Source organism: Streptomyces sp. NBC_00503, assembly GCF_036346895.1.
Taxonomy (GTDB): Bacteria; Actinomycetota; Actinomycetes; order Streptomycetales; family Streptomycetaceae; genus Streptomyces.
This window is the reverse complement of the sequence record NZ_CP107855.1, coordinates 1,889,809-1,913,438: the sequence shown is the minus strand read 5'-3', so window position 1 is coordinate 1,913,438 and position 23,630 is coordinate 1,889,809. Positions and strand designations below refer to the sequence as shown.

24 protein-coding genes and 1 riboswitch are annotated in these 23,630 nt (G+C 72.7%); of the genes, 14 read left to right on the top strand and 10 right to left on the bottom strand.

The genetic code is table 11. The annotated features are described in order from the left end of the window. Positions 1-34: 34 nt before the first annotated feature. Positions 35-185: riboswitch (cobalamin riboswitch) on the bottom strand. Between the two features lie 160 nt (positions 186-345). Both OG490_RS08940 and OG490_RS08935 read right to left on the bottom strand, forming a co-directional pair. After that, positions 346-567, bottom strand: a complete 222-nt coding sequence (locus OG490_RS08940; RefSeq protein ID WP_330295740.1) for a hypothetical protein — start codon at positions 565-567, stop codon at positions 346-348. A gap of 28 nt (positions 568-595) precedes the next feature. Further along, a complete protein-coding gene (locus OG490_RS08935; protein WP_330295739.1) occupies positions 596-1,864 on the bottom strand; it encodes an inorganic phosphate transporter in 1,269 nt (422 codons plus the stop codon). A gap of 453 nt (positions 1,865-2,317) precedes the next feature. Between OG490_RS08935 and OG490_RS08930 the strand changes: the two genes are divergently transcribed. Both OG490_RS08930 and OG490_RS08925 read left to right on the top strand, forming a co-directional pair. Further along, positions 2,318-3,457, top strand: a complete 1,140-nt coding sequence (locus tag OG490_RS08930) for an alpha/beta hydrolase family protein (RefSeq protein WP_330295738.1) — start codon at positions 2,318-2,320, stop codon at positions 3,455-3,457. Positions 3,458-3,610: 153 nt separating this feature from the next. Beyond that, entirely contained in the window at positions 3,611-5,098 is a 1,488-nt protein-coding gene (locus OG490_RS08925; protein ID WP_443065772.1) for a hypothetical protein, read from the top strand. 108 nt (positions 5,099-5,206) lie between these two features. Here the strand turns inward: OG490_RS08925 and OG490_RS08920 are convergent, their stop codons facing one another. Further along, positions 5,207-5,602: a VOC family protein gene (locus OG490_RS08920; RefSeq protein ID WP_330295737.1), complete on the bottom strand. Its 396-nt coding sequence runs from the start codon at positions 5,600-5,602 to the stop codon at positions 5,207-5,209. Between the two features lie 70 nt (positions 5,603-5,672). After that, on the bottom strand, positions 5,673-6,563 hold the full coding sequence (ypfJ, locus tag OG490_RS08915; protein ID WP_330295736.1) for a KPN_02809 family neutral zinc metallopeptidase: 891 nt from the start codon (positions 6,561-6,563) through the stop codon (positions 5,673-5,675). 312 nt (positions 6,564-6,875) lie between these two features. On the opposite strand from ypfJ, the gene OG490_RS08910 reads away from it, so the two are divergent. The 8 genes from OG490_RS08910 to OG490_RS08875 all read left to right on the top strand — a co-directional run bounded on the left by OG490_RS08910 (position 6,876) and on the right by OG490_RS08875 (position 12,373). Continuing rightward, a complete protein-coding gene (locus OG490_RS08910) occupies positions 6,876-8,474 on the top strand; it encodes an ABC-F family ATP-binding cassette domain-containing protein (RefSeq protein ID WP_330295735.1) in 1,599 nt (532 codons plus the stop codon). A gap of 353 nt (positions 8,475-8,827) precedes the next feature. After that, positions 8,828-9,049: a helix-turn-helix domain-containing protein gene (locus tag OG490_RS08905; RefSeq protein WP_204357858.1), complete on the top strand. Its 222-nt coding sequence runs from the start codon at positions 8,828-8,830 to the stop codon at positions 9,047-9,049. Between the two features lie 187 nt (positions 9,050-9,236). Beyond that, positions 9,237-10,016 (top strand): enoyl-CoA hydratase/isomerase family protein, encoded by a 780-nt coding sequence (locus OG490_RS08900; RefSeq protein ID WP_330295734.1) that lies wholly within the window; start codon positions 9,237-9,239, stop codon positions 10,014-10,016. A 229-nt stretch (positions 10,017-10,245) separates the two neighbouring features. Next, positions 10,246-10,683, top strand: coding sequence for an Asp23/Gls24 family envelope stress response protein (locus OG490_RS08895; RefSeq protein WP_330295733.1), 438 nt, complete (start codon positions 10,246-10,248; stop codon positions 10,681-10,683). Positions 10,684-10,693: 10 nt separating this feature from the next. Continuing rightward, positions 10,694-10,918: a hypothetical protein gene (locus tag OG490_RS08890; protein ID WP_330295732.1), complete on the top strand. Its 225-nt coding sequence runs from the start codon at positions 10,694-10,696 to the stop codon at positions 10,916-10,918. Further along, the gene (locus OG490_RS08885) at positions 10,915-11,301 is read left to right on the top strand and encodes a hypothetical protein (RefSeq protein ID WP_330295731.1); all 387 of its coding nucleotides are present in this window, start codon (positions 10,915-10,917) and stop codon (positions 11,299-11,301) included. The genes OG490_RS08890 and OG490_RS08885 overlap by 4 nt, the downstream gene beginning before the upstream one ends. Continuing rightward, a complete protein-coding gene (locus OG490_RS08880; protein ID WP_330295730.1) occupies positions 11,298-11,828 on the top strand; it encodes a DUF6286 domain-containing protein in 531 nt (176 codons plus the stop codon). The genes OG490_RS08885 and OG490_RS08880 overlap by 4 nt, the downstream gene beginning before the upstream one ends. Beyond that, positions 11,825-12,373, top strand: coding sequence for an alkaline shock response membrane anchor protein AmaP (locus OG490_RS08875; RefSeq protein ID WP_330295729.1), 549 nt, complete (start codon positions 11,825-11,827; stop codon positions 12,371-12,373). The genes OG490_RS08880 and OG490_RS08875 overlap by 4 nt, the downstream gene beginning before the upstream one ends. Before the next feature lie 17 nt (positions 12,374-12,390). Here the strand turns inward: OG490_RS08875 and OG490_RS08870 are convergent, their stop codons facing one another. The 5 genes from OG490_RS08870 to OG490_RS08850 form a co-directional block, all read right to left on the bottom strand. After that, complete coding sequence (locus tag OG490_RS08870) at positions 12,391-13,146, bottom strand: SDR family oxidoreductase (protein WP_330295728.1); 756 nt, start codon at positions 13,144-13,146, stop codon at positions 12,391-12,393. Positions 13,147-13,156: 10 nt separating this feature from the next. Further along, positions 13,157-13,960 carry an SURF1 family cytochrome oxidase biogenesis protein gene (locus OG490_RS08865; RefSeq protein WP_330295727.1) on the bottom strand — a complete coding sequence of 268 codons (804 nt, stop codon included), beginning with the start codon at positions 13,958-13,960 and terminating at the stop codon, positions 13,157-13,159. 114 nt (positions 13,961-14,074) lie between these two features. After that, positions 14,075-14,308, bottom strand: coding sequence for a hypothetical protein (locus OG490_RS08860; RefSeq protein ID WP_112453882.1), 234 nt, complete (start codon positions 14,306-14,308; stop codon positions 14,075-14,077). 64 nt (positions 14,309-14,372) lie between these two features. Continuing rightward, positions 14,373-15,353, bottom strand: coding sequence for a DEDDh family exonuclease (locus tag OG490_RS08855; protein WP_371615245.1), 981 nt, complete (start codon positions 15,351-15,353; stop codon positions 14,373-14,375). Positions 15,354-15,455: 102 nt separating this feature from the next. Continuing rightward, positions 15,456-16,079 (bottom strand): TetR/AcrR family transcriptional regulator, encoded by a 624-nt coding sequence (locus OG490_RS08850; protein WP_330295725.1) that lies wholly within the window; start codon positions 16,077-16,079, stop codon positions 15,456-15,458. Between the two features lie 118 nt (positions 16,080-16,197). Here OG490_RS08850 and OG490_RS08845 point away from each other — a divergent pair, with 118 nt between their 5' ends. From OG490_RS08845 to OG490_RS08830, 4 genes are read left to right on the top strand one after another with little or no spacing between them, the layout of a single operon-like run. Next, positions 16,198-16,995 carry an acetoacetate decarboxylase family protein gene (locus OG490_RS08845; RefSeq protein WP_330295724.1) on the top strand — a complete coding sequence of 266 codons (798 nt, stop codon included), beginning with the start codon at positions 16,198-16,200 and terminating at the stop codon, positions 16,993-16,995. Beyond that, the gene (locus OG490_RS08840; protein WP_330295723.1) at positions 16,995-17,879 is read left to right on the top strand and encodes an SDR family NAD(P)-dependent oxidoreductase; all 885 of its coding nucleotides are present in this window, start codon (positions 16,995-16,997) and stop codon (positions 17,877-17,879) included. Before OG490_RS08845 ends, OG490_RS08840 begins: the two co-directional genes overlap by 1 nt. Before the next feature lie 19 nt (positions 17,880-17,898). Continuing rightward, complete coding sequence (locus OG490_RS08835; protein ID WP_330295722.1) at positions 17,899-19,185, top strand: amidohydrolase family protein; 1,287 nt, start codon at positions 17,899-17,901, stop codon at positions 19,183-19,185. Beyond that, a complete protein-coding gene (locus OG490_RS08830; protein ID WP_330295721.1) occupies positions 19,182-20,417 on the top strand; it encodes an amidohydrolase family protein in 1,236 nt (411 codons plus the stop codon). The genes OG490_RS08835 and OG490_RS08830 overlap by 4 nt, the downstream gene beginning before the upstream one ends. Before the next feature lie 81 nt (positions 20,418-20,498). On the opposite strand, the gene OG490_RS08825 is transcribed toward OG490_RS08830, so the two are convergent. Further along, the gene (locus OG490_RS08825) at positions 20,499-23,576 is read right to left on the bottom strand and encodes an NACHT domain-containing protein (RefSeq protein ID WP_330295720.1); all 3,078 of its coding nucleotides are present in this window, start codon (positions 23,574-23,576) and stop codon (positions 20,499-20,501) included. Positions 23,577-23,630: the final 54 nt, after the last annotated feature.

Genomic DNA, 23,630 nt, shown 5'->3' with positions numbered 1-23,630 from the left:
GGCAGGTATGTCCTCACTCAGGGTCCGCGCCCTGGTTCGACGTGTCCGGCGGCGAGAGTTCCTGGCTCCCGGTCGCACTCGGCTGGAGCGCTCCGGTGACAGTGGCGGGACCGCGCCGGATTCGCACCGGACTTCCTCTCCATGCCGCCGTATTGGCTCGGGCAGTCCACCACGCACCGCGAAGGCCCGTCAACTCGCCGTTGACCTGCGTCGGGGGCGCCGGGACGGCGGGCTCGGGGGAGCCGGGACGGCCGGGCCGGGTGCGCCGGGAGGGCCCCCCGGGCACGCGAAAGCTCCCCCCGGGGGAAACCCGGAGGGAGCGTTCGCAAGGGGGTGCCCGGTGTCTCAGGCGACGATCAGGTAGATCCCGTAGCTCACGGCCGCCGCGCAGAGCGCGAAGCAGGCGTAGGCGCCGGTACGGGCCAGGGTGGCGGCGCCGCCCTGCTCCGTGGCGGCCTCGTGCTTGGACAGGCCCATGAGACCGAGGGTGAACAGGGTCACGAGGACGACGGTGGCGGTGAGGCTGACCCCGAAGACGGAGCCGAGTGCTGCCCAGTCGATCTTCATACTGCGGATTCCTCTGTCGTTCTCGGGGTCAGACCGCCGCGGCCGGAGCCGCGGGGGTCGCCGGGGCGGCCGGGATGGTGGCCTTGAGGGCTTCGTCCGTCACCGCGGCGGTCGTGCCGGCGGTGCCCGCGAGCGGCGGGACGGCGACGGCGGCCATGGCCGTGGTGACCACGCCGGGCTCCTCGGCGGCGGCCGGGGCCACCTCGTTGACGTTGGTGTGGTCGACGACCTGGCGGCGCGAGATGAACCAGATGGCCACGCAGGAGGCGACCAGGAAGACCGCGACGGCGGTGACGCCGATGTCACCGGTGCGCATGACCAGCTCGGCGCCGGAGGCGACGAGGGCCGCGGCGGGCAGGGTCAGGCCCCACGCGATGAACATGCGGGTGGCGGTGGACCAGCGGACCACACCGCCCTTGCGGCCCAGGCCCGAGCCCATGACGGCGCCGGAGCACGCGTGGGTGGTGGAGAGGGAGAAGCCGAGGTGCGAGGAGGCCAGGATGACGCTGGCGGCCGAGGTCTGGGCGGCGAAGCCCTGCTGCGGCTGCAGGTCGGTCAGGCCGCTGCCCATGGTGCGGATGATGCGCCAGCCGCCCAGGTAGGTGCCCATCGCGATGGCCATGCCGGCGGAGACGATGACCCAGACCGGCGGGTTGGAGCCGGGGGCGATGGCACCGCCGGCGACGAGCGCCAGGGTGATGATGCCCATCGTCTTCTGCGCGTCGTTGGTGCCGTGCGCGAGGGAGACGAGGCCGGCGGAGGCGATCTGACCGGCGCGGTAGCCCTTGGCCGAGGTCTTCTCGCCCATGCCCTTGCCGACCTTGTACGTGACCTTCGCGGCCAGGTACGCGGCGATGCCGGCGACGATCGGAGCGGCGATCGCGGGGATCAGCACCTTGGTGACGACGACACTGCCGTTGACCGCACCCATGCCGGCCGAAGCGACCGCGGCACCGATCAGACCGCCCATGAGGGCGTGCGAGGAGCTGGAGGGCAGTCCGACCAGCCAGGTGACGAGGTTCCAGAGGATCGCGCCGACCAGTGCGGCGAAGATGACCTCCGGCTGGATGCCTTCCTCGTTGACCAGGCCCTTGGAGATCGTCTTGGCGACCTCCACGGACATGAAAGCGCCGACGAGGTTGAGCACGGCGGACATGGCCACCGCGGTCTTGGGCTTGAGGGCGCCGGTCGAGATGGTGGTGGCCATCGCGTTGGCCGTGTCGTGAAAACCGTTCGTGAAATCGAACACGAGAGCGGTGATGATCACGATCCCGAGGAGAAGCGTTATGTGCTCCATTTACCCAGGCTTCTGTTTGACGTCAGTGGTTCGTGGACCGTAGGCAACCTGAATGAACGGAAGGTGAACTGGCGGGGGTCGTACGGTGTATCGATCCGGCACCGGATCGGGACCTTCGTCCTGTTAAAGCCGTGGATCCCTCCATTGATGCACGTCACGGGCGGGTCCGCGCCCGCCCCGGGACGGGACTTCCGGTAGGTTCCGCCGCGCGGACGGGCCGGGGAAGAGACCCAGATCACCCTCCGGCGAGCCCCTCCCGCACCCTTCCGCTCTCCACGGGCTCCCCTTCCCCGCACCCTCCCACCGCCCTCCGCGGCCCCTTCCGTTTCCCCTTCCGCTTCCCTTCCGCATCCCGTCCGGTCGCCCCGGGGGAGCGGGGTGCGGCGCCGGGAACGCCGGGCGCGGCGATCCCCTCCGGTGGCCCGCCGCCCGATCCGCCTCGACACTGGAGCGGTGCGTACCGCCACAGCGACGGCAGCGGCCGTCACCACGACTCTTCTGGGCGCCGGCGCGGCCGTCACCGCCGCCGCCCTCGCCGGGCGGTACGCCGCCGACGCCGCCCTGCGCAACGAGCCCGGCCGCCCGCTCCCCGGCGGCCCCCGGCTCAGCGTCCACTCCACCGCCGCGGGCCGGGTCGAACTGACCCGCTCGCTGGCCTCCCTGCGCCCCGGCACCTACGGGCTGACCGCGCCCGGGGTGCACGCCGTGGTCGGGCCCGTCCTCCCCGACGCCCCCCACGGCCCCGACACCGTGGTGCGCAGACTCCTCGCCGTCACCCACGGCAGCCTCGAACCCGGCACCCGCGTCACCCTCACTCCCCAGGTCCACCTGGGCAATCCGAGCTCCGCCCTCGGGCTGGACCACGCCGACGTGGACGTGCCGGGCGAGCTCGGAGCCCTGCCCGCGTGGTTCGTGCCCGCCGCCCGCGACACCTGGGTGATCACCGTCCACGGGCTCGGAGCCACCCGCGAGCACCCGATGGTGGTGATGCCCTTCCTGAACCGCCAGCGGATGCCCGTCCTGGACCTCGGCTACCGGGGAGACCTCGGGGCCCCCGCGTCCCCGGACGGCCTCGGCCACCTCGGGGAGTCCGAATGGCGCGATCTCGACGCCGCCATCCGCTACGCCCTGCGCTACGGAGCCCGTCGCGTGGTCCTGCACGGCTGGTCCACCGGAGCCACCATGGCCCTGCACGCGGCCGAGCGCTCTGCGCTCTCCGACCGGATCTCCGGGCTGGTGCTCGACTCTCCCGTCCTGGACTGGCACACCACCCTCAGGGCCCTCGCCGCGGCGCGCCGCACCCCGGCCGGGCTGCTCCCGCTCGCGGTCAAGGCCGCCGAGGGCCGGGCGGGGCTGCGCGCCGACCGCCGGGCCCCGGGATCGGATCCCGCGGCGCTGCGGGTCCCCGTCCTGATCTTCCACGGCCCCGACGACACCCTCGCGCCCTGGGAGCCCTCCCGCCGGCTCGCCGCCGCCCGCCCGGACCTGGTGACCCTGCGCCCCGTCCGCGAAGCGGCGCACGGGGCGATGTGGAACGCCGACCCGGCCGGATACGAGGAGGCGCTGCGCCGCTTCCTGACCCCTCTTATGTGACGCCCCATGTGACGGTCCGTCGGCCGCGGTGTCCGAAGAATGTGCGCCGGATGGGACGGGGAGGGTGGTTTATGTCGATCTGCCCCCTCGGTACCCCGTGGCAATGGCCGGTTCCGTTTGGGCTTTCGGCCGGTGACGGGCGAGACTGCTCACGTGACGTCCCGAAAGCCTGATGAGCAGTTGGCTCGCGACTCCAGACTCCGACTCGTCTACCCGCGGTCCGTGGGTACGGCCCGCAAAGCGGTGACCGACCGGCGGACCCGGACCGTCCCCAGGCCTCCGGCGGGCACCCCCGCCACGGCCGACCTGGCGAACAGAGCACGCGCCTCGCTCGCCGACGCCGTACGGCTGGCCCGCTGGGCCGAGCTCAACCTCGGCGCCGGAGACGGCGGCAGGCCCGCACCGGCGGGAGCCCTGCCCGCCGCCGATGTCGAACGCGCCGCCGCACAGCTGCGCCTGACGCCCGGCCAGATCCGGGTCGGCTGGGACCGCTCCCGGCTGGCCGGCCTGGTCGAGGTGCACGGAGGCCATGCCCGGCCGGGCTGGCGCCTGCGCGCCTGGGACCGGGACGACGCCGCCGTACTGCGCGGCTGGGTCGCCCTCTTCGACGCCTGGTCGCTGGTCCACCCCGCCCCCGCCGACATCGCCCCCGCGGCCGTCGCCGAGGTCGTCGAGGCCATGCCCCAGCTGCTCTCCCTGCTCCAGCTCTCCGCCGGTCCCGTGACCGTCCCCGACCTGCTGGACCTGCTCGGGCAGCGCGTCGACGAACTGCGCGACGAGCGGTGCGAGGTCCCCTACGAGGCCACCGCGCAGGCGGACGGCCCGGATCGGGACGACTCCGGACTGGACGACTCCGGGCGGGACGGCTCCGGGCCGGGCGACTCCGGTGCGTCCGACCCCGCTCAGGCCGCGCCCCCGGTACCGCTCGCCCGGCTGCTGCGCTGGGCGCTCGGCGGACTGGCAGCCGTCGACGCCGTCACCCTCGGTCCCGCCCGGGCCACCCTCACCCCGCTCGGGAGCTGGGCCGTCTGGGTCAAGCTGGAGCAGATCTGCGTCGCCGCGCAGAGCCCGGCCGGCAACATCGAGCAGTCCGCCGCCGCCATGCTCCACGGCTGCGCACGGCTGTCTCCGGGCCCGGCCCGCGCCGAGTACCAGGCATGGCTGGCCGCCCGGCCCGTCGGCCACGCCGTCTCCGAGCTGCTGCTCGCCGCCCGGGGCGAGGACGCCCTGCTGCGCGGGCTCGCCTTCGAGGCGCTGCGCGTGGTCGGGGCCCCGGCCGAGCCCGAGGTGCGCGCCGCCACCCGCGAGCCGGCCCTGCGGCCCTACGCCCTGCTCTGGCTCGCCGAGCACGACGGGGTCGACCCCGACGAGGCGCAGGACGTGCTCACCTCCGAGGAGCAGACCTGGCTCTGGGTGGACACGGCGGCCGCCATCGCCGACCACGGCGAAGCCGAGCTGCTCGCCCGCCACCTGGACTCGGCCGTGCGGACCACGGTCCCGCGGCTGCTGGACGAGGTCCGCGCGGTCGGTCATCCCCGGACGGTGCAGGTGCTGGTCGCGCTGGCCGCGGCCCACCCCGACCCGGCTCTGGCCAAGGCGGTCCGCCGGGCGGCCTTCCAGGTCCACACCGGCGGCTCCTGAGGCTCCGCAAGGCCGCGTAGGCCCCCGTAGGACCCGGAAGGGCCCGGCGGGGTCCCGTCCCGGCGGGGTCCCGATCGCCGGAAGCGCGCCGGGCGTGCGCGCCGCGGGTCAGACCTGCGGCGCGTACGTCCCGAAGCTCCAGATGTTGCCCTCGGAGTCCCGGGCCATGTAGTCGCGGCCGCCGTAGTCCTGGTCGGTGGGCGGCATCAGGATCTCCACGTCGTGCTCCACGGCACGCTTGTGGTGGGCGTCCACGTCGTCCACGACCACGTACACCCCGGTCGGGCCGCCGCCGGTCATCGCCGCGTCGAAGGCCCCGCCGCGGCCCTTGCTGCCCAGCATCACCACGCCGTTCCCGTAGGAAAGCTCCGCGTGCTGCACGATCCCTCCGTCCCCCTCGAAGGCGGCGACCTGGGTGAAGCCGAACGCCTCCGTGAGCTGGCGGATCGCCGCCTTGGCGTCGGTGTAGAGCAGTGTCGGACAGATGGACGCAGCGCCTGCCATGACGATCACTCCCTCTCGCTGTCGCGGGTCAGGGTGACCCGGATCACAGCATGGCAGGGGCCACTGACAGTCAGCGGAAGGTGTTGCACTGGGCCATGTCGCCCGTGCGGTAGCCCTGGTAGAACCACTGCTGGCGCTGCTCGGCCGACCCGTGCGTCCAGGACTCCGGGGTCACCCGGCCCTGGAACTTCTCCTGGATCCGGTCGTCGCCGACCGCGGCCGCCGCGTCCAGGCCGTCCTTGATGTCCTGGTCGGTCAGGCTGGTGATCAGCGGCTTGCCGGTGGACTCGTCCGGGGTCTTCGTCGCGTTGTGCGCCCACACCCCGGCGTAGCAGTCGGCCTGGAGCTCGACCCGCACCGCGTTGCTGTTCGCGCCCTGCCGCCCGTCCTGGGCCTTCTGCAGGGTGCCGGTCAGGTTCTGGATGTGGTGCCCGTACTCGTGGGCGACCACGTAGGCCTGGGCGAAGGGGCCGCCGCTCGCGCCGAACTTGCTGCGCAGCTCGTTGAAGAAGCCCAGGTCCAGGTAGACCTGCCGGTCGCCGGGGCAGTAGAAGGGGCCGACGGCCGAGGTGGCGGCGCCGCAGGCGGTGTTCACCTTCCCGGTGAAGAACACGGTCTTCGCCGGGGTGTACTGGGCGCCCCGCCTGGCGAACTCCTGCTTCCAGAAGTCCTGGGTGCTGTTGATCACGGCCACCAGTCGGCAGTCCTCCCGCGCGTTCGCGTCCTGCCCGGTCTTGCAGGCCTGCTGCACCTGGGCGGCGGAGGAGGAGGCCGACGCCGGCTGCGGGTTCCCGTCGGACAGGCCCAGCTGCTCCGGGCCCACCCCGAAGATCAGACCCATGATCAGTGCGATGAATCCCACGATGCCGCCGCCGATGGTGGCCCTCCCGCCCGGGATGCGGCTCCCGCGGACATCGTTGACCTCGGAAGTGTCCAGATTGGCGTTGTCGTCGAACTGCATCCCGCACCGCCCTCTATTCGTGAAGCCGTGGGCGGCCACGTGTCCGGCCCCTGCGGCGAGTACCAACGTGTTCATCCTGATACGCCCCCCGGCCGGGAGCCGCACGCGATGGGCCGAACGGGGGACGCGGCGGAGCGGGCCCGAGCGGCCGCGGATCGGCGTGCGTCAGCGGCGGACCGGTGGCGGACGGGCCCGAAAGTGGTTGCGCACCCCCGGTAGAATGAGTTCCATGGCAAATCTCCTCGCGGATTAGCGGCGTCGAAGCATCGCGTCCTGCCTTCCGCCGTCCCCACCCCGCCCTGGAGTATTTCCGTGATCACCGCCACCGGCATCGAGCTGCGCGCCGGCGCCCGCATCCTCATCGAGAACGCGTCCTTCCGTATCGCCAAGGGCGACCGCGTCGGTCTCGTCGGCCGCAACGGAGCCGGCAAGACCACCCTCACCAAGTGCCTCGCGGGCGAGGGGACGCCGGCCGCCGGCAGCATCGCCCGCTCCGGCGAGGTCGGCTACCTCCCGCAGGACCCCCGCACCGGCGACCTCGACGTCCTGGCCAGCGACCGGATCCTGTCCGCGCGCGGCCTCGACGTCCTGCTCAAGAAGATGCGGATGAACGAGGAGCGCATCTCCAGCGGCTCCGGCGCCACCCGCGAGAAGGCGATGCGCCAGTACGAGCGCCAGGAGACCGAGTTCCTCACCAAGGGCGGGTACTCCGCCGAGTCGGAGGCCGCGACCATCTCGGCCGCCCTCGGCCTGCCCGACCGGGTGCTCGGCCAGCCGCTCCACACGCTCTCCGGCGGTCAGCGCCGCCGCGTGGAGCTGGCCCGGATCCTCTTCTCGGACGCCGACACCCTCCTCCTCGACGAGCCGACGAACCACCTCGACGCCGACTCGATCGTGTGGCTGCGCGACTACCTGAAGAACTACCGCGGCGGGTTCATCGTGATCTCCCACGATGTCGACCTGGTCGAGACGGTCGTCAACAAGGTCTTCTACCTCGACGCCAACCGCGCCCAGATCGACGTCTACAACATGGGCTGGAAGCTCTACCAGCAGCAGCGCGAGGCCGACGAGAAGCGCCGCAAGCGCGAGCGTCAGAACGCCGAGAAGAAGGCCGCGGCGCTGAACTCGCAGGCCGACAAGATGCGCGCCAAGGCCACCAAGACGGTCGCCGCGCAGAACATGGCCAAGCGTGCCGACCGGCTGCTCGCCGGCCTGGAGGCCGTGCGCGTCTCCGACAAGGTCGCCAAGCTGCGCTTCCCGGACCCGGCGCCCTGCGGCAAGACCCCGCTGACCGCCGAGGGCCTGTCGAAGTCGTACGGCTCGCTGGAGATCTTCACCGACGTCGACCTGGCCATCGACAAGGGCTCGCGCGTGGTCATCCTCGGCCTCAACGGCGCCGGCAAGACCACGCTGCTGCGTCTGCTGTCGGGCACCGAGAAGCCCGACACCGGCTCGGTCGTCCCCGGCCACGGCCTCAAGCTCGGCTACTACGCCCAGGAGCACGAGACCCTGGACCCGGAGCGCTCGGTCCTGGAGAACATGCGCTCCTCGGCGCCCGACCTGGACCTGGTCGCCGTCCGCAAGACGCTCGGCTCCTTCCTCTTCTCCGGCGACGACGTGGACAAGCCCGCGGGCGTCCTGTCCGGCGGCGAGAAGACCCGCCTCGCCCTGGCGACGCTCGTGGTCTCTTCGGCGAACGTGCTGCTGCTCGACGAGCCCACGAACAACCTCGACCCCGCGAGCCGCGAGGAGATCCTGGGCGCGCTGCGCACGTACAAGGGCGCCGTCATCCTCGTCACGCACGACGAGGGCGCGGTGGAGGCGCTGGAGCCGGAGCGGATCATCCTGCTCCCGGACGGCGTCGAGGACCTCTGGGGCCCGGACTACCGGGACCTCGTGGCGCTCGCCTGATCCGCTTCCGCAGGTTGATCCAGTTGCTTATGGATCATTCGGCTCAGGCGTGATCCATCATCTGAGTGAGACGGTCTCATACCGTTCGGCGCTCGACTACGGCCCCGGTCGCACCTCTACGGATGTGCGACCGGGGTTTCGTGTTTTCGCGCTCTGGCCCCTGACCTGGCGATTCATCCCGGGGGAGCGGAAATGTGACGGAGGTCATGCAGCGGAAGAGGAGATTCCGTTCTGCATGGGTGTCCACCCCGCGAGAAATGCCGCCGCACCGACCTTGCTGAATGGGTGGCCAGGAAGGCGGGGAGGGGTGATCATGAGAAGTCCAGAGCGCACTTCCCATAGAGGAGGCACGGGTGGCCGAAACTCTGAAGAAGGGCAGCCGGGTAACCGGCGCCGCGCGTGACAAGCTCGCGGCAGACCTGAAGAAGCAGTACGACTCCGGTGCGAGTATCCGGGCGCTGGCCGAATCGACTGGCCGGTCCTACGGATTCGTCCATCGGATGCTCAGTGAGTCCGGAGTCACGCTGCGTGGTCGCGGTGGCGCGACGCGCGGCAAGAAGGCGGCTACGGCCTGAGCATCGGATCAGGGTTCCACTTGTAGTTCCGTTTGTGGTTCCACTTGTAGTTCCTGCAGTTCCGATTCCAGATCCACCGTCTTCGGTGACCCCCGGTCGGCTCCACGGTCGGCTGGGTGGTTACTGTGCAGTCACTTAGGCCGGCAATCCGGCCGACCGACCGCACAGCCCCACCGGAGGCATAGAGATGGCTCTGCTCGACAAGGACGGCGTACGGCTCACCGTCGACGACACGGTAGCCACGGTGACACTGACCAATCCGGCCAAGCGAAACGCTCAATCCCCCGCGCTCTGGCGGGCGTTGGCGGAGGCCGGACGGTTGTTGCCGGGCACCGTCCGGGTCGTCGTGCTGCGCGGCGAGGGGAAGTCCTTCTCCGCAGGGCTCGACAGGCAGGCCTTCACACCAGAAGGCTTCGAGGGCGAGCCGTCCTTCCTCGACCTGGCGCGCGGTTCGGACGAACTGCTCGACTCCACCATCGCCGAGTACCAGGAGGCATTCACCTGGTGGCGGCGCAACGACATCATCTCCGTGGCCGCCGTACAGGGGCACGCGATCGGTGCCGGTTTCCAGCTTGCGCTCGCGTGCGATCTGCGCGTCGTCGCGGACGACGTGCAGTTCGCCATGCGCGAGACCGGCCTGGGCCTGGTCCCCGACCTCACCGGCACCCAGCCGCTGACCGCCCTGGTCGGCTACGCCCGCGCGCTCGAAATCTGCGCGACCGGCCGCTTCGTACAGGCGGACGAGGCGGAGCGGGTCGGCCTCGCCAACCTGGTCGTCCCCGCCGACGAACTCGAGGCGGCGGTCCAGGACCTCGCCACGGCCCTGCTCGCCCCGCCGCGGGACGCGGTCATCGAAACGAAGGCCCTGCTCCAGGGCGCCGGTTCCCGCTCGTACGACGACCAGCGGGCCGCCGAACGCGCCGCCCAGGCCCGCCGCCTGCGCGACCTGGCGGGCCTCTCCGACTAGCCGCGGGCCCGTTCGCCGTTGCCCGACGGGGCTGGATTTTGCCGCGTAGCGGCATATCCAGCCCCGCCGGCGTTTGAGGCGCAGGTCTGGGCGGAGCCCAGGGAACGGTGGAAGGGCGGGTAGGGGACAAGCCCCGCAGGGTCGACCGCCCGCGGCCGAGCCGGGAGAGGCGGCGTACGGACTCCCGACTTAACGTGGTCGGGAGCCCGTACCTGCGAAGGGACACGCGATGACCGAATCCGCCGCTTCGGGCGGCAGCGCCGCCAAGCCCCCCGCCGACCGCGGCCGGACGACCATCGCCGACGGGGTGGTCGAGAAGATCGCGGGCCTGGCCGCAAGAGAGGTGGCCGGGGTCCACGCCATGGGCAGCGGCACCGGCCTCTCCCGTACCTTCGGCGCGGTCCGCGACCGCGTCCCCGGCGGGTCCAAGTCCTCCGTCAGCCGGGGCGTGAAGGCGGAGGTCGGCGAGGTGCAGACCGCCCTCGATCTGGAGATCGTCGTGGACTACGGCGTGTCGATCCGGGAGGTCGCCCGGGCGGTCCGTGAGAACGTCGTCTCGGCGGTGGAGCGGATGACGGGCCTGGAAGTCGTCGAAGTCAACATCGCGGTCAGCGACGTCAAGCTGCCCGACGAGGACGACGAGGAGCCGGAGTCCCGACTGCAGTAGAGGAGCCCGCATGAGCATGGCGGTCGTCGGCCTGATGGCCGGCATGGCACTGGGGTTCGCCGGGTACTTCGGTGGCTTCGGGGCCTTCCTGCTGGTGGCGGCGCTCGGCGCCATCGGCTTCGTCGTCGGCCGGTTCCTCGACGGGGACCTGGATCCCGGCGACCTCTTCCGTCCGCGCGACCGCGGCCGAGGCGGCGACCGTGGCAGCGACCGAGGCCGAGGCGGGGACCGATGAGCACCCAGCCGGGCTCCACCCCGCCGAGGTCCGCCCCGCCCCGGGTGGCCGCCGCCGACCGGGGGGCCACCCGGATCGCCGACCGGGTCGTGGCGAAGATCGCCGCCCGGGCCGCTCGGGAGGCGCTGGAGCGCCCCGCGCCGGACGGATCCCCGCCGCACGCCACCGTCACCGTGCACCACGACATCGCCCGCGTACGCGTGGCCCTGGACCTGCCCTATCCCTGCGACCTCGCCGCCCAGTGCGCGGCCGTACGCCGCCGGGTCGCCCAGCGCGTCGAGGAGTACGCGCAGATGTCCGTACCCGAGGTGGACATCGACATCGAGCACCTGCGCCCCACCGCGGTCCGGCCCGCCGCCGGGCGGGACCGGAGGCTGCGGTGAGCGCCCGGTTCCGGTCGCCCCGCAGGATCCCGGCCGCCGCCCTGGCCGTCGCCGTCCTGGCAGTGGCGGGGCTGTTCCTCTACGACCTGGCAGCCGTACGGGCCCACCGGCCCGGGATGCACTGGCGCCCGGAGCTCGTCCGCCAGCTGGAGCGGCACACCCCGGCGGACCCGGGCGTCCTGATCGGCGGCGGGATCCTCGCCGCGGCCGGGGCCGCGCTGCTGCTGTCCGCCGTCCTGCCGGGCCTGCGCGGGATCCTGCCGATGCGGGCCGAACATCCGCTGGTCCGGGCCGGTCTGGAGCGCGGGGCCGCCGTGCAGGTGCTGCGGGACCGGGCGATGGAGGTGGCCGGGGTGCGGTCGGTCCGGGTGAGCATGGGCCGGGCCCACGTCGGGGTCCGGGCGGTGTCGCACTTCCGCGAACTGGACGACGTACGGGCCGACCTGGACGCGGTGCTGGCCGTCGGGATCGGGGAGCTGGGCCTGGCGCACGAGCTGCGGCCGAGGGTACGGGTGAACCGGCGGTGACCCTCGGAGCGGTGAACCGGGCGCTGCTCGCGCTGTTCGGCCTGGCCCTGCTGGCGGCCGGGGTGGCCGTGCTCACCGGATCCTGGCCGCTCGGGGGCCGCGGGGAGCCGCTGCTGGCCCGGGGGCCGCACGGCGGGCTGCCGCCCTGGTGGGCGGTGCTGGCCGCACTCGCGGCCTGCGTGATGCTGGCGCTGTGGTGGCTGCTCGCCCAGCTGCGGCGGGCCCGGCTGGCGGCGCTGCTCGTGGACACCGGTGACGGGGCGTTCGCGGTGCTGCGCGGCCGGGCCCTGGAGGAGGCCGTCGCCGCCGATGTCCGCGCCGCGGTGGACGGGGTGGCCGACTGCCGGGTCGCCCTGCGGGGCCGCCGCGGAGCCCCGGACCTGTGGGTCCGCCTGGAACTGGAGCCGCACGCGGTGCCGTCCGACGCCCTGGCTGCCCTGGCGGGCCCGGTCCTGACCCGTGCCCGCACCTCGGCCGGCCTACCCACCCTCTCGGCCGAGGCCCGGCTCCGCGTCACCCCCCGGCGGTCCCGGCGGGTGACGTGAGCAGGGTGCGCCCCTCGTCAGAAGCCGTGGCGGGAGCCGCCGTCGACCGGGAGCATGATGCCGGTGAGGTACGAGGCCGCCGGGGAGAGCAGGAACGCCGCCGAGCGGCCGAACTCCTCCGGAGCTCCGTAGCGCCGCAGCGGGATGCGGGACTCGTTGCCGCTGCGCGCGGCGGCCGCGTCCCCGGACAGGGCGTCGAGCTCGCGGACCCGGTCGGTGTCGATGCGGGCGGGGAGCAGGCCGACCACGCGGATGCCGCGCGGACCCAGTTCCACCGAGAGGGACTTCGCGAAGCCGGCCAGGCCCGGGCGCAGGCCGTTGGAGATGGTCAGGCCGGGGATCGGTTCGTGGACCGAGCCCGACAGGACGAAGCCGATGACCCCGCCCTCGCCCAGCTCCGCGGCCGCCGCCCGCGCGAGGCGGACCGCTCCGAGGAAGACCGACTCGAAGGCCGCCGTCCACTGCGCGTCGGTGTTGTCGGCGGCGGAACCCGGCGCCGGGCCGCCGACGCTGATGAGGATGCCGTCGAACCGGCCGAAGCGCTCCCGGGCGGTGGCGACGAGGCGGCCGGCGGCCTCGGGGTCGGAGTTGTCCGCGGCCACGCCGACCGCGTTCGGGCCCAGTGCCGCCGCGGCGGCCTCGGCGCGCTGGGCGTCGCGGCCGGTCAGTACCACCTTCGCGCCGTCGGCGGTCAGTTCGCGGGCGGAGGCGTAGCCGAGGCCCCTGGTGGCGCCGGTGACGACGTAGACACGGTCCTTCAGTCCAAGATCCATGCCCGATACGCTACGCCGCCGGTGACGCCGCCGGCTCCTGGTCCAGCTCAGCGGCCGCCTTCGCCGCGGCCTCCTCGCGGTCGCGCTTCTCGCGCCGTACGAGGATGATCCAGCCCGCCGGCACGCCGAGGGTGAAGAGCCACCACTGCACGGCGTAGGCCATGTGCGGCCCGATCGAGTCGTGATCGGGCTCGGCGACCACCTCGGGGCTGCCGTCCGCCGGGACGGGGGCGGTGAGTTCCAGGTATCCGCCGAGGACGGGCTTGCCGAGGTACTCGGCCTGCTGCGCGCTGTTGATCAGCATCACCTGGCGGTCCGGGAGGCCCTTGCGGTCCTTGATCCCGCTGTCGCCGCTGGTCTCGTCGGCCTTGAGCCGGCCGGTCACCGTCACTTCGCCCGCGGGTGCGGCGGGGACGGGCGGGTAGGCGCGCGGATCGTCGCCGCCCGCCACCCAGCCGCGGTTGACGAGGACCGCCTTGCCGTCGTCCTGGACCAGCGGGGTCACGACCTGGAAGCCGACCTTGCCGTCGTTCGAGGTGCGCATCCGTACGACGACCTCGTGCGCGGAGTCGTAGGTGCCGGTGGCGGTCACGGCGCGCCAGAAGTCGGCGCGCGGGACGGTGTGGCCGGGGGAGGTGACCTGACCCATCGGAACCGGCTTGTCGGTGAGGTTCTTCGCGATCAGCTCGTTCTGCGCGACCCGGTGCTCATGGCGGTGGAACTGCCAGAACCCCAGCTTGATCATCGCGGGGATGAGCACGAGGCCGATGAGGGTGAGGCACACCCACTGCCGGGTCAGCACAAAGCGGTACACGCCCACGACGGTACCCCCAGCGGCGAAGACCCCGGAGGCCGGGTGGCCGTCCGGGGTCGTGGGGAAGGGAGGGGGGAGGGGAGCGGGGAGGGGGGTGCCGAGAGCGGGGGCGGGTCAGACGCGGTCGGTGATGCCCACCTTCCCCTCCGCGCGGGCGCAGTGCCCTCCGCAGAACCACTGCCCCTCCACCTCGACGCCCTGCCCGATGATCTGGACCCGGCAGTGCTCACAGATGGGCGCCATGCGGTGGATGGCGCAGGAGAAGCAGTCGAAGACGTGCACAGCACCCTGTGCGTGGACTTCGAAGGACATGCCGTAATCGTTTCCGCAGACTTCGCAACGTGCCATGCGCCACAGGGTGGGACCGGACCGGCCGGACGGGAAAGCGGACGCCGGGCGAGTCGCCCGACGGTCACCCGTCTGCCGCAGCCACGTCCCGCAGGAGCTGGGTGAAGGCGGCCTCGTCGACGACCGGGGTTCCGAAGGACTTCGCCTTGACCGTCTTGGAGGTCGAGGAGTCCGGGTCGTTGGTCACGAGCAGGCTCGTGAGCCGCGACACGCTCGTCGCGATGTGCAGGCCCGCCTCGACGGCGCGGTCCTCCAGCAGCTCCCGGTCCACGGAGGTGTCCCCGGAGAAGGCGATCCGCATGCCCTGCTTGAGCGGGGTGCCGTCCGCCCAGCGCCCCGGGTTGGGGTACGGGCACGGCGGCCGCTTGCGCGAGGCCCGCCAGCTCGAGCTCCCGCCGTAGGAGGCCTGGTAGCCGACGCGCGGGGCGGCGGGGGAGTCCGACCACTCCGTCAGCGGCCGGCATTCCAGCAGGGGCAGTCGTACGTTGTCCCGCGCGGCCGCGTGCAGGGAGGGCCGGAAGGCCTCCGCGAGGACGCGGGCGTCGTCGAGGGCGTGGTGGGCGCGCTGCTGGACCACGCCGAAGTGCGCGGCGAGCGACTCCAGCTTGTGGTTGGGCAGCGGGAGGTTCAGCTCCTTCGACAGGGCGATGGTGCACAGCCGCTGACGGACCGGAGCGGTGGCCTCGGCCCGCGCGTACTCGCGGGCGATCATCTGCCAGTCGAAGATCGCGTTGTGCGCGACCAGCACCCGGTCGGCGAGCCGGCCGGCGAACTCCTCGGCGATGTCCTTGAACAGCGGGGCGTCCTGGAGCATGTCGCTGGTCAGGCCGTGGATCCACACGGGGCCGGGGTCCCTCAGCGGGTTGACCAGCGTGTACCAGTGGTCCTCGACATTGCCCTGAGCGTCGAGCCGGTAGACGGCGGCGGAGATTATCCGGTCGTCGCGAGCGAGTCCGGTGGTCTCCACGTCGACGACCGCGTACCCCTGTGGGTAGGCGGTCGGCCACATCGTCTCTGCGGTCGTACGGTCGGCGAGCATGGTCACAGAGGATATCGGCCCGCACCGACACCCGGGGCCAGACGGGGTCCCGTCCCCTCCCCGTCCCCTCCCCGTCCCGTCCCCTCCCGGGCCACGGCTCGGCCGCGATCAGCCGCCGACCGTCAGCAGGGCCCGTACCAGCGATCGCACGGACAGCTGGAACAGCCGCTCCGGGTCCACCGGCCGGGCCAGGGCTCGAGCCAGGGGCGGGTCGTGCGGGGCGTCGGCCGGGTCCCACAGTTCGCTCTCGGCGGGGGACTGGGCGGGGGAGCGTTCGCGATTGCGCTCGACCAGGACGAAGCCGATGATCTGGAACTGGATCGCGCGCACCGCGTCGGCGGCCCGCGCGCCCCGCAGTCCGGCCGCGTGCACCTCGTGCACCAGGGCCTGCTGCGCGGGCAGGAACATCCGCTCGGTGAGTCCGCGTTCGTGGACCATCGCGATCAGGTGCGGGCGTGTCCGTAGTTCGCGGCGCAGGATCCGGGCCACAGACAGGATCCGGTCGGCGGGGTTGCGGCCGACCGGGCGGATCGCGCCCATGTCCTGCACGGTCCGCTCCACGAGGGCGTCGAGCAGGGACTCGCGGTTGCCGACGTGCCAGTAGATCGAGGTCACCGCCGTGCCCAGCTCGGCGGCGAGCTTGCGCATGGTCAGGGCGGCCGGGCCGTGCTGTTTGACCAGCGAGGCGGCCGTGTCCAGCACCTCGGCACGGGTCAGCGCGGTTCTGGCCATGGGGGTCGTCCCAACTTTCTGTCGATTCGTCAGATCGTGTCGGTGCAGGGGTCTTTACCCTTCATCGGTCCCGGTGTAACTGTGTTACAGACGAACCTACCGAAGGGTGGTGCTGGACATGGCACGCGTACGGTACGGAGCGCGCACCGAGGCCGAGATCGCGGCGTCGCGCGAGAAGAGTTCCAAGCTCCCCGACATCTGGTCCACCGGCGTGGTGGCCGTCTGGGAGAGCGATCCCGACGTGGTGGCGGCGGTCCTGCCGCCGCCGCTGAAGCCGGCCGACCGGCCCCTGGTCCGGGCCAACATCAGCAAGGTGGACCTGCCCGGATACCCGCTCGGCGCCGGCTCCGTGGCCGTCGCCGCCCAGCACGGCGGGGTCGAGGGCTGGTACCCGCTGGTCATGCCGATGACCATGGAGCGCGCCCTGACCGGCGGCCGCGAGGTCTTCGGAGAGCCCAAGAAGCTCGGCGAGGTCACCGTGGAGCGCGACGGCCTGGTCGTACGGGCCGCTCTGGCCCGGCACGGGATCGCCTTCGTGGAGGTGCGCGGGGCGGTGGACCGTGAACTGCCGCTGCCCGAGCCCACCGTGAAGACCGACTTCTACTTCAAGTTCCTTCCCGCCGTGGACGGTTCGGGCTTCGACTGCGACCCGGTGCTCGTGCACTGCACGCGCAACGAGAAGGTCCGCAAGCTGGAGCACATCACCGGCGACGTGGTGCTCCGGGAGTCGATGTTCGACCCCATCGCGGACCTGCCCGTACGCCGCATCGTCGAGATCACCATCGGCGAGAAGACCACCGACCAGAAGGGCAGGGTCGTCGAGCGGGTCAGCGCCCAGGCCCTGCTCCCGTACATCCACCAGCGCTACGACGACCCCATGCAGATCCTCGACGGACCGCCCGAGGGGAGCGTCTGATGCGACTCGAACCGGGACAGGTGGCCGTGGTCACCGGAGCCGCCAGCGGCATCGGCCTCGCCATGGCCCGCCGCTTCGCCGCCGAGGGACTGAAGGTGGTCCTCGCCGACGTGGAGGAGGGCGCCCTTCGCGAGGCCGCCGGGGAACTCGCGGCGGACGGCGCCGAGGTGCTCGCCAAGCTCGTCGACGTCAGCGACCGGGACTCCGTGATCTCGCTCGCGGACGCCGCCTACGAGACCTTCGGCGCCGTGCACGTGCTCTGCAACAACGCGGGCGTCGGATCCGGCGCCGAGGGACGCATGTGGGAGCACGAGCCCAACGACTGGAAATGGGCCTTCTCCGTCAACGTCTGGGGCGTCTTCCACGGCATCCAGGCCTTCGTCCCCCGCATGATCGCGGCCGGCGGCCCCGGCCACGTCGTCAACACCTCCTCCGGCGACGGCGGCATCGCCCCGCTGCCCACCGCGTCCGTGTACGCGGTCACCAAGGCGGCCGTGGTCACCATGACCGAATCGCTCTACGCCCACCTCAAGGCGGAGGGCGCGGCCATCGGAGCCTCCGTCCTGTTCCCCGGACCGCACATGCTGCGCACCGGGCTGTGGGAATCGCACCGCAACCGGCCCGACCGGTACGCGAAGGAGCGCCCGCGCAAGTCCCCGTACCGCAGCCTCGACCAGTACGAGGCCGCCATGAAGCAGGCCGGGCACGAGGTGAACTTCACTCCGGTCGAGGACGTCGCCGCCCACGTGGTCGACGGCATCCGCGCCGACCGGTTCTGGATGCTCCCGGACAGCGAGCACAGCGACCGGCAGATCCGCGCCCGCTCGCAGTCGATGCTCGACCGGGCCAACCCCGCCTATCTGGAGAGCTTCATCCTCGACTGAGGGAATCGACAGGAGTGCAGTGAGTACGTACGAAGATCCGTATCTGATCATCTCCTCCGACTGTCACGCGGGGCTGCCCACCGAGCAGTACCGCCCCTACCTGGACAGCGCGTTCCACCCCCAGTTCGACGAGTTCCTCGGCCAGCGCGACGCCCGCCGCGCCGAGGCCACCAAGCTGGGCGTGCGCAACGAGGCCTTCGCCGAGAAGTGGTTCCACGACCACGAGGAAGGCCTCAGGGGCGGCTGGGACGTCGCCCAGCGGCTGAAGGAACTCGACGGCGACGGCGTGGCCGCCGAAGTCGTCTTCCCCGACGCCGACGCCGTGGACAGCCAGACCGCCGCCCCCTTCGGGGTCGGCCTCGGGCTCTCCGGCGACCAGGACCCCGAGCTCGGCATGGCGGGCGCCCAGGCGCACAACCGCTGGCTCGCCGAATTCGTCTCCGAGAACCCCGAACGCCACTGCGGGGTCGCGCTGCTCCCCATCACCGGGGAGCCCGACAAGGTCGTCGCCGAGATCCACCGGGCCAAGGCGTCCGGGCTCGGCGCCCTGATGATCCCCGCGATGTGGGTGGACAAGGCGCCCTACCACGACCGCCGTTACGACCCGGTGTGGGCGGCGGCCGCCGAGACGCAGATGCCGATCGTCACCCACTCGGGATCCTCGCCGCGCCACGAGTACGGGGACCATCTGGGCATCTTCGTCTCCGAGGTCACCTGGTGGCCCTCGCGCCCGCTCTGGTTCCTGCTCTGGTCCGGGGTCTTCGAGCGGCACCCGGGGCTGAAGTTCGGCGTCGCCGAGTCGGGCTGCTGGTGGCTGCCGAACCAGCTGTGGTTCATGGACCGGCTCTACCTCGGCGCGCACGGCGGCAAGAAGCTCTCGCCCTTCGAGGAGCTGAAGCGGCCGCCGAGCGAGTACCTGGACCGCCAGGTGTTCATCTGCGCCACCAACACCAAGCGGCGCGAGCTCGCCCAGCGCTACGAGATCGGCGTGGACAACATCCTGTGGGGCTCGGACTTCCCGCACCCCGAGGGGACCTGGCCCGCCACCCGGAACTGGCTGAAGAACACCTTCCACGACATCCCCGTCGGCGAGACCCGCCGGATGCTCGGCCTCGCGGCGGCCGAGGTCTTCGGCTTCGACACCGAGAAGCTGGCGCCGATCGCCCGCCGGATCGGGCCCACCCCGGCCGAGCTGGGCCAGAGTCAGGACCAGGCGGCCGTCGAAGCCTCCTGGGCGCGCTCGCGCGACGTGGGCCGGCACTGGCTGACGGAGAACGACTTCCCGGTGCTGGGGGTGAACGGATGACCCCGGGCGAGGAGCGCGAGGACCGCTACACGGTCATCTCGGCGGACTGCCACGCGGGCGCCGACCTGCTGGACTACAAGCCGTACCTGGAGAGGCGCTACCACGAGGAGTTCGACGCCTGGGCCGCCACCTACGTCAACCCGTACGAGGACCTCCTCGCGGACACGGCGGACGCCAACTGGAACTCCCAGCGCCGGCTCGCCGAGCTGGAGGCCGACGGGATCGTCGCGGAAGTCCTCTTCCCGAACACCATCCCGCCGTTCTTCCCGAAGTCCTCGCTGATGGCCCAGCCCCCGACCCCCTCGGAGTTCGCCCTGCGCTGGGCGGGGCTCCAGGCCCACAACCGGTGGCTGGCCGACTTCTGCGCGGACGCCCCGGGCCGGCGTGCGGGCGTGGTCCAGATCCTGTTGAACGACGTGGACGAGGCGGTCCGCGAGATCCGCCGCACCAGGAAGGCCGGGCTCACCGGAGGGGTCCTGCTGCCCGGGGTCCCGCCGGGCTCCGGGATCCCCGAGCTCCACTCGCAGGTCTACGACCCGATCTGGGCCGTCTGCGACGAGCTCGACGTCCCGGTCAACCACCACGGCGGTTCGGCCTCGCCGCCGCTGGGCGACGAACCGGCCGCGCGGGCCGTCTTCATGGTGGAGACCACCTGGTTCTCCCACCGGGCCCTGTGGCACCTGATCTTCGGCGGGGCCTTCCGCCGCAACCCCGGGCTGAAACTGGTCCTGACGGAGCAGGGCTCCGGCTGGATCCCCGGGGTGATGGACATGCTCGACTACTACCACGGCCGCCTGGTGGCGGCCTCGGCCACCGCCGAGGCCAAGTTCGGGGCGGGCCTGGCGGAGTCCATGGGCAAGGGGCCGAGCGAGGTCTGGCGGGACAACTGCTTCGTGGGAGCGAGCTTCATGCGCCCCCACGAGGTCCCGCTGCGGGGGCGGATCGGCCTCGACAAGATCATGTGGGGCAGCGACTACCCCCACGACGAGGGCACCACCCCGTTCTCCCGCGAGGGCCTGCGCATCGCCTACGCGGGCCTGCCGCGCGAGGAGGTCGCCGCCATGGTCGGCGGCAACGCGGCCCGGGTGTACGGCTTCGACCTCGGCCTCCTCGACGCGCTGGCCGCGAAGCACGGCCCGCTGGTCTCCGAGATCGCGGAGCCCCTGACGGAGGTCCCGGCGGGCGCGACCAGCCCGGCCTTCGCCCGAGGGGGCTCGGTCCGGGTCTGGTGACACCGAGCGCGCAGGCCCCGTAGCCCCGTAGCCCTGTGGCTACGAGGTCCGGTGGCCCGGCGGTGATCCCGCCGGAGCGGCTCAGTCCTTGCGGACGAGCCGCTCCGGCGGGATCCGCTCCGCCCCGGTCACGTGCGTGCCCCGGCGCACCTCGATCACCAGCCGGTCCATGGCCGCCAGCGGGGACAGGTCCACGGTCCCCAGGCATTCGCTCAGCACCACCCGGCGCAGCGCCCCGAACTCGCGCAGCGGCTCCAGCGATCCCTCCAGGGCGCACCGGATCAGCACCAGCCGGGCGAGGCGCTCGTACGGCAGCAGCGCCGCGACCGACACCGGCGCGGCGTGGCGGATCTGCAGGCTGTCCAGGCTCCTGACGGGCAGCGCGCGCACCAGCTGCCGGTACTGGCCGCTCCCGGCCACCGTCAGAGTCGTCACCCCCGGCCAGCGCTCGATCCCGTCCAGGGTCATCCGCCGGGCGCCCTGCCACAGGTGCAGCGCGGTCAGCGACGGGGCCGCCGGAACCTCCCCGATCCGCCGCTCCCGCGGTTCGAAGCCGATGACCAGGGAGCGCAGCCCCGGCACCCCCGCGAGCGGGGCCAGCGACAGGTCGTCCTGCAGGTAGCCGAAGGCGAGGCTGTCCGTGCCCAGTTCGCCGACCACCTCGATCCCGTTCACCTGCGGGCAGTCCAGCACGCCCAGGTGCCGCAGCGTCGGGTGCCCGGCCAGCGGGGACAGGTCGGCCAGCCGCGGATTGCGGTGCAGGATCAGCGACTCCAGGTCCCGGCGCCGTGCGATCTCCTGCGGGACCGGGCCGTCCCAGGTGACGTGCAGCCGGCGGATGTGCGGCAGCCCGTCCAGGGCCCCCAGCTGGCCTGCGGTGCGCACGTGCAGGTGGGCCACGCGCATGGGGGCATCGGCCAGCACCGTCTCCGCGTACACCTCCACGGGGAACCGCCCCCAGGCGTCGGACAGTTCGCGGGCCGCCTCGTAGCGGTCGTCGGTCCGGAAGCCCGCGATCACCTGGAGCGCCCGGTCGCCGCCCACCAGCGCCGCCGTACGGATCGTCGCGGCCGCCTCGCCCTCGGTCAGCCCGGCCGGTTCCGGCAGCAGCTCCAGCACCAGCTCGCCCGCCTTGGCCAGCCCCTCGGCCTGGCTCGGGGAACGCGGGGGCAGCAGCCGCGCCGTACGGGCCTCCACTTCGCGCCAGACCTCCGGATCCAGCTCCGGGGCATGCTCCAGACAGGCCGCCGCGAGCAGCACCAGCCGACTGCGGTCGCGCTCGGACTGATCGGCCCTGGCCAGCAACTGGCGGAGGATGTAGGAGCGTTCGTCGGGCCGGGCGTGACCCACCGCCATCCGGACCACGTTGTCCCAGGTGTCCTCGTGGGCGTTGTGCACCAGCACCCCGAAGTCCCGTGCCTCCACCGCCGCCTTGGCGCCGAGGTAGTCCTGGAAGGTGCGGTGGACGAAGTGCACCGAGCCCGGCACCGGCTCCCGGAGCAGCCCGCTGCGGATCAGCAGGTGGCGGAAGACTGTCTGGGCACTGCCCTGCGCTTTGACCTGCGGCATCGCGTCGAGGGATTCGGCGATCATCCCGATCGCCTCGTCGGCCGCCGCCTCCACCTGCCCGTTGCGGATCAGCCAGTACGCGAGCCGCTGGAGCAGCAGGGTCTGCTCGTCCCGGCTGAGGTAGACGCCCTCGACCCCGGAGATGTCCCGCTCGCTGTCGCGGCGGATCAGGAGCATGTCCAGGGCGGCGTCGTAGAGCTCCTTGCGGGCCCGGGGCAGATGCATCCGCCGGTCCCGGTTCAGCGCGCACAGCAGGGCGCACATCAGCGGGTTCGTGGCGAGCCGGCCCAGGTCGCGGCGCTTGCCCACCGCCTCCAGGAGCGCCTTCTCGTACCGGTCGAGCAGCTCCCGCTCCCGCTGCGGGCCCTCGCCCGGACCTCCGTCGGGGCCGTCGGCCTCCACCTGCGCCCGGGCGGAGGCGTGCCAGTGCGTGATGAAGGCCTTGACGTCCTCGCGCTCCATCGGCAGCAGGGCGAGGGAGGAGAACCCCTGGGCGGTCAGCCAGTCCTCCGGGACGGCCGAGGGGCGGGTGGTGACCACGAAGCGGGCCGCGGGATAGGCGGCCAGCAGCGCCCGGAGCCAGGACTTGGTCCGGCTGCGCAGCCACGGGGGCACCTCGTCGACCCCGTCGACCAGCACCAGTGCCCGCCCCGCGGAGAGCAGCCCCTCCACCCAGCCCGGCGGCGCCGCCAGCGGCACGCCCGTCGCGTGCAGCCAGTCCTGGGGCCGGGGCAGTCCGGTGGGGGAGTTGAAGGAGCGCAGCGGCAGGACGAAGGGGACCAGGGAGTTCCAGTCCCGCAGCTGGGTGCCGAAGCTGCGGCGGGCCGCGTTGAGGGCCAGCCACTGGACGAGGGTGCTCTTGCCCGATCCGGCCGGGCCGCGCAGCAGCACCCGCTCGGTGGCGTCCAGTGCCGGTTCGGCCTTCATCGGCGTCTGCAGGCCGGGCTCTTCGAGGAACTGCGCCCCGCTGACCGCGAGGCTGATGTAGGCCAGGTCCAGCGGCCATTCCTGGCGGGCCTGGCTGAAGGTCAGGCCGAAGAGCTGGACCCGTCCCTGGGTCTGGGCCACGTACTGCGTGTACCGCGCCTCGAAGGCGGTCGAGGCGTTCTCGGCCTCCGTGCGGGCCGCGGAGCCCGGGGGGCCCGCCGCGTGCTCCGGGGTGTACTGGGCCGCGTACTCCAGGGCGTGCGCGCGGCAGACCGCGACCAGCTCGCGGTAGGCGGACCGAGCCTTGGGGCTCAGGGCCGATCCGGGCGGGGGCGGCAGCGGCGCGGTGCGGCCGGTGCCGCCCGCCGGATCCCGGTGCTCCGCCGCCTCCGCCGGGTCCGCCGGGCCGTCCGGGTCCGCCGGGCCGTCCGCCGCGAGGAGGGCCCGTGCCTCCTCCCGGCCCAGCGCGGCGAAGGCCTCGCCCAAGGCCGTCACCGCGGCGAGCCGGTCGCGCTCCGGGAGGTCCTCGCAGGCCCCGGCCAGCCGGCCGGCCAGCCCGCGCGCGAAGCTGCGTAACGCCGGTCTGCCGCGCTCACCCGCGGGCGGCAGCGCCCCCGCCACCACACTCGCCGCCCTTAAGGCGGCCGCCTCGAAAGCCGTCATTCCCCTGCCCTCCCCCTCGGACCGGACATCATCCTCCGAACCGTCGGTAACGCA

Excerpts from the sequence above, each read along its gene's own strand:
- OG490_RS08940 (WP_330295740.1), bottom strand. The coding sequence starts at position 567 with ATGAAGATCGACTGGGCAGCACTCGGCTCCGTCTTCGGGGTCAGCCTC.
- OG490_RS08935 (WP_330295739.1), bottom strand. The coding sequence starts at position 1,864 with ATGGAGCACATAACGCTTCTCCTCGGGATCGTGATCATCACCGCTCTC.
- OG490_RS08920 (WP_330295737.1), bottom strand. The coding sequence starts at position 5,602 with ATGGCAGGCGCTGCGTCCATCTGTCCGACACTGCTCTACACCGACGCC.
- ypfJ (WP_330295736.1), bottom strand. The coding sequence starts at position 6,563 with ATGCAGTTCGACGACAACGCCAATCTGGACACTTCCGAGGTCAACGAT.
- OG490_RS08900 (WP_330295734.1), top strand. The coding sequence starts at position 9,237 with ATGGCTCTGCTCGACAAGGACGGCGTACGGCTCACCGTCGACGACACG.
- OG490_RS08895 (WP_330295733.1), top strand. The coding sequence starts at position 10,246 with ATGACCGAATCCGCCGCTTCGGGCGGCAGCGCCGCCAAGCCCCCCGCC.
- OG490_RS08890 (WP_330295732.1), top strand. The coding sequence starts at position 10,694 with ATGAGCATGGCGGTCGTCGGCCTGATGGCCGGCATGGCACTGGGGTTC.
- OG490_RS08885 (WP_330295731.1), top strand. The coding sequence starts at position 10,915 with ATGAGCACCCAGCCGGGCTCCACCCCGCCGAGGTCCGCCCCGCCCCGG.
- OG490_RS08870 (WP_330295728.1), bottom strand. The coding sequence starts at position 13,146 with ATGGATCTTGGACTGAAGGACCGTGTCTACGTCGTCACCGGCGCCACC.
- OG490_RS08860 (WP_112453882.1), bottom strand. The coding sequence starts at position 14,308 with ATGGCACGTTGCGAAGTCTGCGGAAACGATTACGGCATGTCCTTCGAA.
- OG490_RS08850 (WP_330295725.1), bottom strand. The coding sequence starts at position 16,079 with ATGGCCAGAACCGCGCTGACCCGTGCCGAGGTGCTGGACACGGCCGCC.
- OG490_RS08845 (WP_330295724.1), top strand. The coding sequence starts at position 16,198 with ATGGCACGCGTACGGTACGGAGCGCGCACCGAGGCCGAGATCGCGGCG.
- OG490_RS08840 (WP_330295723.1), top strand. The coding sequence starts at position 16,995 with ATGCGACTCGAACCGGGACAGGTGGCCGTGGTCACCGGAGCCGCCAGC.
- OG490_RS08830 (WP_330295721.1), top strand. The coding sequence starts at position 19,182 with ATGACCCCGGGCGAGGAGCGCGAGGACCGCTACACGGTCATCTCGGCG.
- OG490_RS08825 (WP_330295720.1), bottom strand. The coding sequence starts at position 23,576 with ATGACGGCTTTCGAGGCGGCCGCCTTAAGGGCGGCGAGTGTGGTGGCG.